The sequence below is a fragment of the Streptomyces sp. genome (genome assembly GCF_035645055.1).
Taxonomy (GTDB): Bacteria; Actinomycetota; Actinomycetes; order Streptomycetales; family Streptomycetaceae; genus Streptomyces.
Window position 1 is genome coordinate 101,201 of record NZ_DASQNH010000021.1, and the last position, 11,986, is coordinate 113,186.

The 11,986-nt window shown below is 73.8% G+C and carries 17 protein-coding genes and 1 pseudogene; 6 read left to right on the forward strand and 12 right to left on the reverse strand.

What is annotated here, in order from left to right:
* Nucleotides 1–66 precede the first annotated feature (66 nt).
* Genes VE614_RS07085 through VE614_RS07095 form a run of 3 tightly spaced genes read left to right on the forward strand, consistent with a single transcriptional unit; the run spans nt 67 to nt 1,457 of the window.
* Nucleotides 67–438, forward strand: a complete 372-nt coding sequence (locus VE614_RS07085; RefSeq protein ID WP_324933733.1) for a DUF2795 domain-containing protein — start codon at nt 67–69, stop codon at nt 436–438.
* On the forward strand, nt 438–893 hold the full coding sequence (locus VE614_RS07090; RefSeq protein ID WP_324933735.1) for a CBS domain-containing protein: 456 nt from the start codon (nt 438–440) through the stop codon (nt 891–893). Before VE614_RS07085 ends, VE614_RS07090 begins: the two co-directional genes overlap by 1 nt.
* 21 nt (nt 894–914) lie before the next feature.
* The gene (locus VE614_RS07095; protein WP_324933737.1) at nt 915–1,457 is read left to right on the forward strand and encodes a type 1 glutamine amidotransferase domain-containing protein; all 543 of its coding nucleotides are present in this window, start codon (nt 915–917) and stop codon (nt 1,455–1,457) included.
* A 146-nt stretch (nt 1,458–1,603) separates the two neighbouring features.
* Here VE614_RS07095 and VE614_RS07100 read toward each other — a convergent pair whose 3' ends face one another.
* Nucleotides 1,604–1,945 carry a DUF6158 family protein gene (locus VE614_RS07100; RefSeq protein ID WP_324933739.1) on the reverse strand — a complete coding sequence of 114 codons (342 nt, stop codon included), beginning with the start codon at nt 1,943–1,945 and terminating at the stop codon, nt 1,604–1,606.
* 68 nt (nt 1,946–2,013) lie between these two features.
* Here VE614_RS07100 and VE614_RS07105 point away from each other — a divergent pair.
* A pseudogene (locus tag VE614_RS07105) lies at nt 2,014–2,458 on the forward strand (hypothetical protein); the annotation flags it as partial.
* A gap of 27 nt (nt 2,459–2,485) precedes the next feature.
* On the opposite strand, the gene VE614_RS07110 reads toward VE614_RS07105, so the two are convergent.
* Nucleotides 2,486–4,105 carry an ABC-F family ATP-binding cassette domain-containing protein gene (locus VE614_RS07110; RefSeq protein WP_324933741.1) on the reverse strand — a complete coding sequence of 540 codons (1,620 nt, stop codon included), beginning with the start codon at nt 4,103–4,105 and terminating at the stop codon, nt 2,486–2,488.
* Nucleotides 4,106–4,265: 160 nt separating this feature from the next.
* On the opposite strand from VE614_RS07110, the gene VE614_RS07115 reads away from it, so the two are divergent.
* Both VE614_RS07115 and VE614_RS07120 read left to right on the forward strand, forming a co-directional pair.
* Complete coding sequence (locus tag VE614_RS07115) at nt 4,266–5,759, forward strand: bifunctional phosphatase PAP2/diacylglycerol kinase family protein (protein WP_324933743.1); 1,494 nt, start codon at nt 4,266–4,268, stop codon at nt 5,757–5,759.
* A 122-nt stretch (nt 5,760–5,881) separates the two neighbouring features.
* A complete protein-coding gene (locus VE614_RS07120) occupies nt 5,882–6,703 on the forward strand; it encodes a class I SAM-dependent methyltransferase (RefSeq protein ID WP_324933745.1) in 822 nt (273 codons plus the stop codon).
* A gap of 18 nt (nt 6,704–6,721) precedes the next feature.
* Here VE614_RS07120 and VE614_RS07125 read toward each other — a convergent pair whose 3' ends face one another.
* From VE614_RS07125 to VE614_RS07170, 10 genes are read right to left on the reverse strand one after another with little or no spacing between them, the layout of a single operon-like run.
* Nucleotides 6,722–7,060, reverse strand: coding sequence for a gas vesicle protein K (locus VE614_RS07125; RefSeq protein ID WP_324933747.1), 339 nt, complete (start codon nt 7,058–7,060; stop codon nt 6,722–6,724).
* 43 nt (nt 7,061–7,103) lie between these two features.
* The gene (locus VE614_RS07130; protein ID WP_086172816.1) at nt 7,104–7,286 is read right to left on the reverse strand and encodes a gas vesicle protein; all 183 of its coding nucleotides are present in this window, start codon (nt 7,284–7,286) and stop codon (nt 7,104–7,106) included.
* On the reverse strand, nt 7,283–8,107 hold the full coding sequence (locus tag VE614_RS07135) for a GvpL/GvpF family gas vesicle protein (protein ID WP_324933750.1): 825 nt from the start codon (nt 8,105–8,107) through the stop codon (nt 7,283–7,285). The genes VE614_RS07130 and VE614_RS07135 overlap by 4 nt, the downstream gene beginning before the upstream one ends.
* The gene (locus tag VE614_RS07140) at nt 8,107–8,466 is read right to left on the reverse strand and encodes a gas vesicle protein (RefSeq protein WP_324933752.1); all 360 of its coding nucleotides are present in this window, start codon (nt 8,464–8,466) and stop codon (nt 8,107–8,109) included. Before VE614_RS07140 ends, VE614_RS07135 begins: the two co-directional genes overlap by 1 nt.
* Nucleotides 8,463–9,155, reverse strand: a complete 693-nt coding sequence (locus tag VE614_RS07145) for a cyclase/dehydrase (RefSeq protein ID WP_324933754.1) — start codon at nt 9,153–9,155, stop codon at nt 8,463–8,465. Before VE614_RS07145 ends, VE614_RS07140 begins: the two co-directional genes overlap by 4 nt.
* The gene (locus VE614_RS07150) at nt 9,152–10,066 is read right to left on the reverse strand and encodes a histone H1-like repetitive region-containing protein (protein ID WP_324933756.1); all 915 of its coding nucleotides are present in this window, start codon (nt 10,064–10,066) and stop codon (nt 9,152–9,154) included. Before VE614_RS07150 ends, VE614_RS07145 begins: the two co-directional genes overlap by 4 nt.
* Nucleotides 10,063–10,290: a gas vesicle protein GvpG gene (locus VE614_RS07155; RefSeq protein WP_324933758.1), complete on the reverse strand. Its 228-nt coding sequence runs from the start codon at nt 10,288–10,290 to the stop codon at nt 10,063–10,065. Before VE614_RS07155 ends, VE614_RS07150 begins: the two co-directional genes overlap by 4 nt.
* 4 nt (nt 10,291–10,294) lie before the next feature.
* Nucleotides 10,295–11,077, reverse strand: coding sequence for a GvpL/GvpF family gas vesicle protein (locus VE614_RS07160; RefSeq protein ID WP_324933760.1), 783 nt, complete (start codon nt 11,075–11,077; stop codon nt 10,295–10,297).
* Entirely contained in the window at nt 11,074–11,505 is a 432-nt protein-coding gene (locus VE614_RS07165) for a gas vesicle structural protein GvpA (protein WP_324933762.1), read from the reverse strand. The genes VE614_RS07160 and VE614_RS07165 overlap by 4 nt, the downstream gene beginning before the upstream one ends.
* Nucleotides 11,506–11,555: 50 nt before the next feature.
* On the reverse strand, nt 11,556–11,909 hold the full coding sequence (locus VE614_RS07170) for a gas vesicle protein (RefSeq protein ID WP_324933764.1): 354 nt from the start codon (nt 11,907–11,909) through the stop codon (nt 11,556–11,558).
* Nucleotides 11,910–11,986: the final 77 nt, after the last annotated feature.

Below are 11,986 nucleotides of genomic sequence, written 5' to 3' on the forward strand. Positions count from 1 at the left end.
GCAAACGCGGTGTCGGTCCCCTCCCGTCGGGTACGCGGTGCCCACCCCAAGGATGTGGAGGGAGACATGCAGCGAGGCAGTGACCGGCTGAGCGTGCACCGGGACGACGAGATGAAGCACCAACTGCAGGGCATGCTGCGGTCGGGTCACCCCACCCGTACCGAGGAGTGGCACGATCCCGAGCCTTCCGCCGACGACGACCCGCGGGTGGCGGGCGGACCGGCGCTGGGCTCCCTGGAGGAGACCCGCCTGGAACTGGCCCGGGTCCTCGGCCGCAGGCCTTTCCCGGCCGGACCGGGCGAGCTGATCGGTGAGCTGCGCCGGCACAACGCGCCCGACGCGCTGATCGAGCCGCTGACCCGGCTGCCGCGCGGGGACCGCTACGGCAACGTCCAGGAACTGGCCGTGGCGCTGACCCGCCGGGAAGGGGCACCGTGATGGCCGACTACGTGAGGGAGGTGATGACGCCGGGCGTGGTGGCCGTCCGCCCGGACGCCTCGCTCGTCGAGGCCGCGCAGCTGATGCGCAGCCAGAACATCGGCGACGTGGTGGTGGCGGACGGGCAGGACGTGGTGGGCGTGCTCACCGACCGGGACATCACCGTGCGGGCCGTGGCCGAGGGCCGCGATCCGCTCACCGTCAGCGCCGGGCAGGTGTGCACCCCGCATCCGGCCGTGGTCAGCCCGGACGACCCGGTGTCGACGGCGGTGGCGCTGATGCGGGCGAAGGCGGTGCGCCGGCTGCCGGTGGTGGAGCACGGGCTGCCGGTCGGCATGGTGAGCCTCGGAGACCTCGCGCTGGCGCAGGACCCGGACAGCGCGCTCGCCGACATCAGCCGGGCCTCCCCGGACGACACGGGCCAGGGCACCGGGCCCGACAGCACAGCACGTTGAACGAAAGGACGTCGACTGATCATGCGTATCGCATTCCTGACCGCACCCGAGGGCGTCGAGCAGGTGGAGCTGACCGACCCCTGGCAGGCGGCCGAGGACGCGGGACACCAGCCGGTCCTCGTGTCGACGAAGCCCGGCGAGATCCAGGCCTTCAACCATCTCGACAAGGCGGACACGTTCCCGGTGGACGAGGTGGTCGGCGAGACCCCGGCCGACTCCTTCGACGCGCTGGTGCTGCCGGGCGGGGTGGCCAACCCCGACTTCCTGCGCATGGACGAGAAGGCGGTCGCGTTCGTACGGGACTTCTTCGAGCGCGGGCGGCCGGTGGCGGCGATCTGCCACGCCCCGTGGACGCTCGTCGAGGCGGACGTCGTACGGGGCCGTGAGCTGACCTCCTGGCCGAGCCTGCGGACCGACATCCGCAACGCGGGCGGCACCTGGGTGGACGAACAGGTCGTGGTCTGCGAACGGGGCGCGAACAAGCTGGTCACCAGCCGCAAGCCGGACGACCTCAAGGCGTTCTGCGAGGCGTTCCTCGACGTCTTCGCCAAGGAAGCCGCCTGAGCCGTCGGCGATCCGTCCGGGGCGGCCCGCCGGACGGACTGCGTGTCGCGCAGCCGCGAACCGCGCCGCCGCGAACCCCCTGCGCAGGGGGTTCGCGGCGGCGCGACGCGCACTCGCAGGTCCGCAGGTCCCGGGTCGGACAGGGCCTAGGGGGCGCCCGCCCCGGTGTCGCCCGGACCCCACTTGCCGACCGGCGTGCGCCCGTCCCGGCTGCCGGCCACCGCGTCGCCGCCGGCCGCCGCGCGTTCGCGGGCCCCGTCGCGGGTGCGGCCCGCGGCGACGAAGCGGCGCGGGTTGCGGCGCAGATACTCGCCCTCCAGCTGGGCCATGCGCTCGTTGTGCGCCCGCAACGCGTCGTTCGAGCCGTAGAGCAGCGTGTCGTGGCGCGTGCGGTGGATCGTCTCCAGCTCCCTCATGAGCTGCTGGTCGTCCAGTCGTCCCGGGTCGACTCCGGTCATCGTGGTGCCCCGCTCGTCGTGTCCGTTCATGCGGTTCGGGTACCCGCCCGGCGATGAGCGCTACCAGCGCTGCCCCCGATGACATCCGGGAGGGAGCCATGGACCTCGCGTTCCTGACTCCACTCTACGAACGTCCGGGGCCGTGGTCCTCCGTGTACGTCGACCTCTCCGCGCACGCGGAGGACACTCACGCGGAGGACACTCCCCACCAGCGGCATCTCACGGCCGAGGCGACGGCCCGCGACCTGAAGGGCCAGGGCGCGGACGAGGCTGTTCGCCCGTGCGGGTGAAGTCGTGCCCGGCCCGTCACCGGCCCGGCCCCCGCAGGGCGGCCTGGGCCCGCTGGGCGCCCCTGCCGCGCGTCTCGCCGCTGCTGGACCTGGAGGGCGAGGACGCGGTGTGCGGGGTGACCCGCGTCGACCGCAAGGGCGCCGATTCGAGCTGCACAGCGGCGTGGCCCGGGAGGACGCCGGGTCGGTCGCCGGACGTCAGTGGCCGGTGCACCGCACCAGCACGGCGGACTGGCCGGAGCGCCACTTCCAGCGGCCCGGCCCGGTGGTACCGGCGGTGCTACCGGGCCCGCTCCACCCGCCGTTCGTCCCACACCGGTTCAGGCGTCTCCCGGACCCGGCCGTCGCTGCCGAAGACCAGGTAGCGGTCGAAGGAGCGGGCGAACCAGCGGTCGTGGGTGACCGCGAGGACGGTGCCCTCGAAGGCCTCCAGGCCCTCCTGAAGGGCCTCGGCGGACTCCAGGTCGAGGTTGTCCGTCGGCTCGTCCAGCAGGAGGGCGGTGGCCCCGGCCAGTTCCAGCAGCAGGATCTGGAAGCGGGCCTGCTGGCCGCCGGAGAGCCGGTCGAAGCTCTGCTCGGCCTGCGCGGTCAGCTCGTAGCGGCGCAGGCGGGACATGGCGGCGCCCCGGTCCTGCGAGTGCTCCGCCCACAGGATGTCGAGCAGGGTCCGCCCGACGAGTTCGGGATGGGCGTGGGTCTGCGCGAAGTGCCCGGGCACGACCCGCGCCCCCAGCTTCCACGCGCCCGTGTGCGCCACGTCCTCCCCGGCCAGCAGCCGCAGGAAGTGGGACTTCCCGGAGCCGTTGGAGCCGAGGACGGCGACCCGTTCGCCGTAGAAGACCTCCAGGTCGAAGGGTTTCATCAGGCCGGTCAGCTCCAGGCCCTCGCAGGTGACGGCCCGGACGCCGGTGCGGCCACCCTTGAGGCGCATCCGGATGTCCTGCTCGCGCGGCGGCTCCGGCGGCGGCCCGGCCTCCTCGAACTTGCGCAGCCGGGTCTGGGCGGCGGCGTACCGGGAGGCCATCTCGTGGCTGACGGAGGCCGCCTGCCGCAGGTTCAGCACCAGCTTCTTCAGCTGGGCGTGCTTCTCGTCCCAGCGCCTGCGCAGCTCCTCGAAGCGGGCGAAGCGCTCCCTGCGGGCCTCGTGGTAGGTGGCGAAGCCGCCGCCGTGCACCCAGGCGTCCGCCCCCGCGGGGCCCGGTTCGACGGAGACGATCTTCTCGGCGGCGCGGGCGAGCAGTTCCCGGTCGTGGGAGACGAACAGGACCGTCTTGCGGGTCTCCTTCAGCCGTTCCTCCAACCAGCGCTTGCCGGGCACGTCGAGGTAGTTGTCCGGCTCGTCGAGCAGCAGCACCTCGTCGGTGCCGCGCAGCAGCGCCTCCAGCACGAGCCGTTTCTGCTCGCCGCCGGAGAGGGTACGTACCTGGCGCCACTGCGCCTTCTCGTAGGGCACGCCGAGCGCGGCCGTGGTGCACATGTCCCACAGGGTCTCCGCCTCGTAGCCGCGCGCCTCCGCCCAGTCGGCGAGGGCCTGCGCGTAGGCGAGCTGGGCGGCCTCGTCGTCGACGGCCATGATCGCGTGCTCGGCCTTGTCGACGGCCTGCGCGGCTTCGCGGATGCGGGGCGGCGCGACCGACACCAGCAGGTCGCGTACGGTCGTCTCGTCCCGTACGGCCCCCACGAACTGGCGCATCACGCCGAGCCCGCCGCTGACGGTGACCGTGCCGCCGTGCGGGGTGAGCTCGCCGGAGATCAGCCGCAGGAGGGTGGTCTTGCCGGCGCCGTTGGGTCCGACGAGGGCGACGACGGCGCCCTCGCCCACCCGGAAGGACACATCGCCGAGCAGCGTCCTCCCGTCGGGGAGGTGGTACTCGAGGTGTGCGGCTTCCAGATGTCCCATGGGGCCGCATTGTGCGGGCGGGGCCGGGCGGGCGGCAAACCGTTATCGCGCGTCGTGCGGCACGTCGCGTTGGACGGGGTCCTGGAGTGACGGACGAGCGGACGCCCCAGGGGGTACCGGGCCGGACAGGGAACGGGTGGTTCCGGGTACCCGCCTGGGTATGAGCCCAGACGTCGATCTGACCGCCCCGAAGCCCGGCCCGCGGTTCCTGCGGGACCGCCTGCTCGCACTGGACTGCCGGCTGTTCGAGTTCGCCGCGGCGCGGCACTGGCCCGCCGCCGAGCCCGTACTGCCGCGGCTGAGCCGCAGCGCCAACCACGGCGTGCTGTGGTTCGCGGCGGCCGCGGCGATGGCGGCGAGCCGCACCCCGCGGGCCCGCCGGGCCGCCGCGCGCGGTCTGGCCTCGCTGACCCTCGCCTCGGCGACCATCAACACCCTCGGCAAGCGCTCGGTGCGCCGGCCCCGGCCGGTGCTCGACCCGGTGCCGCTGGTGCGGCAGCTGAAGCGGCAGCCGATCACCACCTCGTTCCCGTCGGGGCACTCCGCGTCGGCGGCGGCGTTCGCGGCCGGGGTGGCGCTGGAGTCGCCCGGCTGGGGTGCGGTGGTGGCGCCGGTGGCCTTCTCGGTGGCCATGTCCCGCGTGTACACGGGCGTCCACTTTCCGAGCGACGTCCTCGCCGGTGCCGCCCTCGGGGTGGGCGCCGCGTTCGCCGTACGGGGCCTGGTGCCGACGCGGGACCGGCACGCGCCGCCCGCCCGGCCCCGCGTCGAACTGCCCGCGCTGCCCGACGGCGAGGGCCTGGTGGTGGTCGCCAACACCGCGGCGGCCACCGCCGACCGGGTGCGCGGGCTGCGGGAGGCGCTGCCGCGCGCGGAGGTCGTGGAGTGCGCCCCGGAGGACGTGCCCGGGGAGCTGTGCAAGGCCGCCGCGCGGGCCCGGGTGCTGGGGGTGTGCGGCGGCGACGGCACGGTGAACTCCGCCGCCGAGGTCGCCCTGCGGCACGGGCTGCCGCTCGCGGTGCTGCCCGGCGGCACCCTCAACCACTTCGCCCTCGATCTCGGCGTGGAGGACGCGCGGTCCCTGAGCCGGGCGATCCGGCAGGGCGAGGGGGTGCGGGTGGACGTCGGCCGGTACGCGTGCGGGGCGCGGCGCGGGATCTTCCTCAACACCTGCGCGCTGGGCGTCTATCCGGAGCTGGTGCGCGAGCGGGACCGCTGGTCGCACCGGATCGGCGGCTGGCCGGCCGGGGTGCTGGCCGCGGTACGGGTGCTGCGCGCCGACCGCCACCCCCTGGAGGCCGAGGTGGGCGGGCGGCCCCGCCCGTTGTGGCTGCTGTTCGCCGGGAACGGCACCTACCACCGGATGGGTCTCGCGCCGGGCCGCCGCCGGGACCTCGCCGACGGCCTGCTCGACGTCCGGGTCGTGCACGGCGGCCGGCGTCCCGCGCTGCGCCTGCTGGCCGCCGCCCTCGCCGGACCGCTGACCCGCTCCCCCGCGCACGCCGCCGTCGCGGTCGGGCGGCTGCGGCTGGCGGGCGTGGCACCGGGCACGCTGCTCGCGTACGACGGTGAGGTCACCGAGGTGGAGGGTGATGTGACCCTGGAGAAGGACCCGGAGGCGCTGGCCGTGTACCGCCCGACGGGCACCTCCTGACGCTCAGTCAGCCCAGGATGCGAAACGCAGGGTCTCAGCATTCGGCATGCGGCGTACGGTGACGGGGCAGCCCGCGGGCCCGGTTTCCGCGGGATCGCTCATGCCGACGAGGGGGCACAGCCATGCCGAGAGCACGGGAGACCGCCGTCTACACACACGGCCATCACGAGTCGGTGCTGCGGTCGCACACCTGGCGGACCGCCGCCAACTCGGCGGCCTACCTGCTGGGCGTCCTGGAGCCGCACATGAGGATCCTCGACATCGGCTGCGGGCCCGGCACCATCACCGCGGACCTGGCCGAGCTGGTCCCCGACGGCCGGGTCACCGGCGTCGACCGCGCGGCGGGCGTGCTGGAGCAGGCGCGGGCCACGGCCGAGAGGCGCGGGCTGCGCAACGCCGACTTCGCCGTGGCGGACCTGCACGCCCTCGACTACCCCGACGACACGTTCTGCGTCGTCCACGCCCACCAGGTGCTCCAGCACGTCGGCGACCCGGTGCGGGCGCTGCGCGAGATGAGGCGGGTGACGAGACCGGGCGGGTGGATCGCGGTACGGGACTCCGACTACGCCGCGATGACCTGGTACCCGGCCTCACCGGGCATGGACGACTGGCTGGCGCTGTACCGGCGGGTGGCCCGCGCCAACGGCGGCGAGCCGGACGCCGGGCGCCGGCTGAAGTCCTGGGCGCTGCGCGCGGGCCTGACCGGCATCACGGCGACCTCCGCCACCTGGACGTTCTCCACCCCCGAGGAGCGGGCCTGGTGGAGCGGCCTGTGGGCGGACCGGACGCTGGCCTCGGACTACGCGCGGGTCGCCGTCGGCGGCGGGCACACCACCGAGGAGGAGTTGCGGGCCGTGTCGGAGGCGTGGCGGGAGTGGGGGCGGCAGGAGGATGCCTGGTTCAGCGTCCTGCACGGCGAAATCCTGTGCCGTGAAGAAGCCTGATCGAACGAGGCCGGGACGTCAGTCCCTGGGCAGCAGCGGTCCCAGCGGCCCGAGGTCCAGATTCAGGTCCTCCGGCCGCAGTCCGTAGCGCTCCCGCAGTTCGGTCATCCGGTCGTCGAGCAGCATCAGCGTGAGCCCGATCCGCTCCTCCTGCTCCTCGGTCAGGTCGCCGGCGTCGAAGCGGCGCAGCGCCTGGCGCTCCATGAGCTGACGCAGCAGCTCCACCACGGTGAGGACCAGTTTGACGAGGTCCCGCTCGACGGTGTCGGGCTCCAGATCCAGCTGCCGGCGGCGGCCCGACGGCCGCGCCGGGTCGTCGGTCCGGCCGGGCGAGCCGTCCAGCAGGCCTTCCAGCATGTCGCCTGTTCCACGGGGCACGTCGTTCACCGGGTGCTGCACGTCATCCCTCCCACGGGGCCGGTACCTGCGCGTTGACCGAGCTGATCAGGGCGTTCAGATCGATGCGGACGAGATCGACGTCCGCGATGCGCAGCGTGATGTCGCCGGTGATGACGACCCCGCCGGCCAGCAGCCGGTCGAGCAGGTCCACCAGCGCGATCTCACGGCGCTCGACGACGGTCACGGCAGGTCACCCTCCCCGTTCTCCTCGTCCTCGGTGCCCCCGACGTCTCCCACGAAGGAGTAGGCGGCCCAGGGCCCGGTGAGTTCCACCCGCATTCCGGAGGCCTCGTCCTTCGTACGGTCCACCAGCTCCACGAATTCCTCGGAATGGTCCCGCGGCACCAGGTAGGCGGCATTGAGCACATTCCGCCCGGCGGCACCGGAAAGCGCCGGGTTCTGCGGCGGGTGCAGCCGGGAATCCTCGGCGCGCTCGGACAACGTCTCGTGCAGCCGGGTGGCGAAGGTCTCGGCCTTCTGCCAGAGGTCTTCACGGGCGCGGAACCGGTCGCGGCGCTGCCGGAGATAATCCCGCCCGGAGGCGGCCTTCCCCGGCGCCCGGTCCGTTGCCGCGGCTTCCCCGGCTTCCCCGGCATCCCCGGGCTCGGCGTCGGTGTAGACCTTCACGCCCCACTCGACCCGCCCGTCCAGCCGGTCGAGGGTCCGCCGGAAGTAGTCCTCGCGGGCCTCCATCATCACGCGGACCGCGCTGTCGTCCCGGAAGACGGTGGCCAGCCGCAGCGGCAGCGGGGTGGTGACCGTGGTGAGCGCGTCGATCACCTGCTGGTGGGCGCGGGCCGTCTCGGTGAGCCAGTCCAGGTCCTCCAGATGGGCCCGCAGCGGCTCCTCGGCGAAGAGCCGCTCGGGCACCGTGCTGACGACGGCGACCAGGCCGTGGTGGTGCAGCAGCCGGGGCGGGGCGCCCCCGACCCCGCTCAGCTGCGACTGCAGCGGGGCGCTGAACGGGCGGCAGACGGCGTAGACGTAGCGCAGTCCGGTGGTCATCACGATCCCTCCCGCGCCCGGCCGGACTCCAGGGCCGCCAGCCGCGCGCGCAACTCGGCGTTCTCCCGCGCCAGCTCGTCACGCTGGGCGTGATCGTCCCGCCGGGCGAGTTCCTCGCGGCGGGCCCGGGAGGACAGGGCAGGGTCCTCCTCCCACCAGTCGATGCCCATCTCCTTCGCCTTGTCGACGGAGGCCACGATGAGCCGCAGCTTGATGGTCAGCAGTTCGATGTCGAGCAGGTTGATCCGGATGTCGCCCGCGATGACGACGCCCTTGTCGAGCACCCGCTCCAGGATGTCGGCGAGGTTGGCGCCCCCGCCGTTGCCGTACGGATCGGGGAGCCGGCTGGGGGTGGTCATCGGCGGCTCCCTCGGGTGGTCGGGCGATCGTCCTCGGATACGGCGCTCGGGCTGTCCCCTTCGGGTACCCCGCTCAGCGCGACGTGCCGGGCGAAGTCCGCGAGGTCCCGCCGGGCCCGGTGGCGCGGCACCCGCAGCAGGGCGCCCGCCCGGCCGGCGGGGCTTTCGGGCAGATGCTCGGCGACCAGCAGCACGCGCGTGAGGCGGTCGGCGAGCGGATGGAAGGAGACCACCCCGCGCAGACCGTGCGCGGTCCACACGAGCCGGTCGTCGGGGACCGGGCGGGCGTCCGGGTGCCGCGCCCACTCCTCGTACGCCGTACGCGCGGGCACACCGACGTCGATCTGCTCGACCACGACGAGCGGCCGGGCCGCCGAGAGGCCGGACCGGTCCGTCAGCCGGGCGACGGCGATCTCCAGCGCGGCCCGCGCCGGGCCCTTGCCCGCCACCAGCTTGCGGCCGGTGTCACGGGCGAGCCGGGCGAAGCCCGGGCTGCGGCCCTCGGCGATCTCGGTGATCCGTACGGTGGCCAGGCCGAGGCCCCGGCCCGCCCCGGCCAGCAGACGCCGGGCCTGGGCCTCCAGATACTCCTGCGCCGCCGCCCGCAGCCGGTCGGCGGCCTCGCTGCGGGCCAGCTCGCCCAGCAGACCCGGGCGGCCGGACAGCGCCGGGATGTGTACGCCGGTCATCGGTCTCCTCCTCCCTGCGCGGCACGGGCGCCCGCCTTGGCGGAGGCCGCCCGCCGGGCGGCGCCCCGCTCGGCCCCCGACTTCCTGGCCGGGGCCTGCTTGCCGGGCGCCTTCCGGGCGCCGGACTGCCCACCCGCGGCCTTCGCGGAGGCGGCCTTCTCGGCAGTCGCCTTCTTGGCAGCGGCCCTCTTGGCCGGTGCCTTCCTGCCGGCGGCCCGCCCGGCCGGGGCCTCGTCAGCCGAGGCGTCGTCAGCCGGCGCCCTCTTGGCCGAGGCCCTCTTGGCCGAGGCCTTCCCAGCCGGAGTCGCCTCGGCCGATGCCTTCCCAGCCGGGGCTTTCCTGGCCGGGGTCTTCCTGGCCGGGGTCTTCCTGGAGGCGGCCTTCTCGGCAGTCGCCTTCTTGGCGGCGGCCTTCTCGGCCGGTGCCTTCCTGTCGGCCGGGTCCTGGTCGGCGGCGTTCTCTGCCGTGGCCGACGGCTCCGCCCGGGGCCCGTTCGCGTCGTCCGACGGCTCGACGCCGTCCGGCGACACGTGAGCGTCACCCTCCGGCGCCTCAGCCTCGTCGACCGGCGGCTCGTCCTCGTCCTCGTCGACCAGCGGCTCGTCCTCCTCCGCCGGCAACTCCTCCCACGCGGCGGCCCGCCCCTCGGTGGGGCCGGCCGCCGCCCCGGCGCCCAGGCTCGCGTATATCTCGTCCGTCCGTTCGTACAGACGGTCGGCGAGGGCGTCGAGACGGCGTTCGGCCCAGCGGTAGAGGGTGTCCGCCGCCGCGTCCGGGACACCCCGCAGATCCTCGCGGAGCTGTTCCTCGATCTCCCGGATCTGCGGGTTCTCCCGGAGCCGCCGGGACAGGACGCGCAGTCGCCGGCGGACCAGGAACCATACGGCGACAGCCGCCAGTCTTCCCTTCACCGCGCCTGCTCCAGCCGGTCGAGGAGTTCGTCCTCCCGGCGGTCGAACTCCTCCTCGCTGATCTCACCGGCGTTCAACTGCTCTTCCAGGCGGGCGAGTTCGGCACGCACGGTGGCGGGGTCGTAGTAGATACGCTCCGCCTCCCGCAGCACCTGTCTGACCGCCCAGGCGCTGCCGCGCACCGGGGCGAACGGCAGCATCAGCACTTCTCCGATCAGTCCCACGGACTCACTCCTCCGCGCCCGCACCCGCCGTGCTGCCGGCGGTCGCGGTGCCCGCGGGCTCGGTGGGGCCGGGCTCGACGAAGCTGTACGGCGGCAGTGGCCCGTGGACGCGCAGCTCCAGGTGGGGCAGGTCCTTGCGGGCCTCTTCGACGGCCGCGAGGAACTGCTCGGCCGTGTCCCGGCCCACGAGGTAGGAGACGTTGACCAGCCAGCCGGTGGACTCGGGGCCGACGCTGACCGCGTCACCGACCGGCTCCAGCAGCCGCAGGACCGTGTCGGCGTCCTCGGTCTCCTTCTGCTTGACCGAGGCGGCGACCATCTCGCCGAGCCGCAGTTTCTGCTCGTAAGTTCCGCCGCCCGCCTTGCGGTTGGCTTCGGCGAGGGCGCGGATCTCCGGGTCCGCGGCCATCACGTGGTGCAGGACGGCCTCCTCGATGTGGGAGGCCTTGACGTTGTACTCGACCTTCCCGTCCAGGGCCCGCAGCCGTTCCTGGTAGTGCGCGGCGCGTTCGGCGAGGACCCCGGTGACCGAGGTGTCGTCCGGGGCCACGCTGCCGAACCGCATGGGCAGCACGCAGCCCGCGGCGCCCGCCTCGGCGAGCACGTTCTGATGGGCGACCAGATCGCGCCGCTTGGGGCGCAGCCCCTCGGGGGCGTCGCTGACGATCGCCGCCAGCTCGCCCTCCCGCAGGATCCGCACCGGGCGGGCGGGATCGCCGACGCCCTCCATCCCGTCGGGCAGCGCGGGGTGGGAGGCCGCGGCGATGCCGTAGATGTAGGTGCTCACTCGTCGTCCTCCTTCCGGCGGGCGGTGGTGCTCCGGCGCGAACGGCTCTTGCTCTCGGGCTCGGCGGAACCTTCGTCACGGGCCTGCTTGAAGGCGTCGGATATGGTCTGCGCGGCGCCGGACAGCGCGCCCTTGGACTTGCCGCGCGCGCCGGACTCGGTGATCTGGCCGACGACGTCGGGCAGGCCGGGGCTCTTGCGCGGACCCGACTCCAGGTCGAGGCGGTTACAGGCCTCGGCGAAGCGCAGGTAGGTGTCGACGCTGGCGACGACGACCCGCACGTCGATCTTCAGGATCTCGATGCCGACCAGGGAGACCCGGACGAAGGCGTCGATGACGAGGCCTCGGTCGAGGACGAGTTCCAGGACGTCGTAGAGGCCGCTGGAGCCGCCCCCCGAGCCCGTCTGCTGTGCCGGGACAACGGTCATGCCGACCGGTCCTCCTTCTCTGCTGGTGGGTTGGTGGCGGGCGGGGCGGCCTAGCGGCCGCCGGACCGGTGTGCGTCGGCCCGCCCGCGCTCGTAACGGCGCACCCGGCGGTACCCGGTGAGCTGTCCCCGGTCGTCGAGGGTCACCTCGTAACCGGCCATCAGACTCATCGTGTCCGGCACTCGTTCGAGTTCGAGTACCTCGACCTCCAGGGACCAGCCGTCCTCCGTCTGCTCGAAGGACGACACGGTCTCGGCGACCATGCCGGTCAGCTCCGCGAGCTGGGCGCGCGCCTGGCGCAGCACCTCCATCGGGCCCGGCCGGTCGTCCGCCGTGTGCGTGTTGTTGTCGGTCTGGGTTTCTTGTGAATTCTGCGACTGGGATGTGCGATTCGTGTTCGACATGGCCACCTCTTTGCTCGGGTGGCCGCCCAGCCCATGGCCAAACCTGTGGATGACGAAGCGGTGTCCGGACCGGTGGA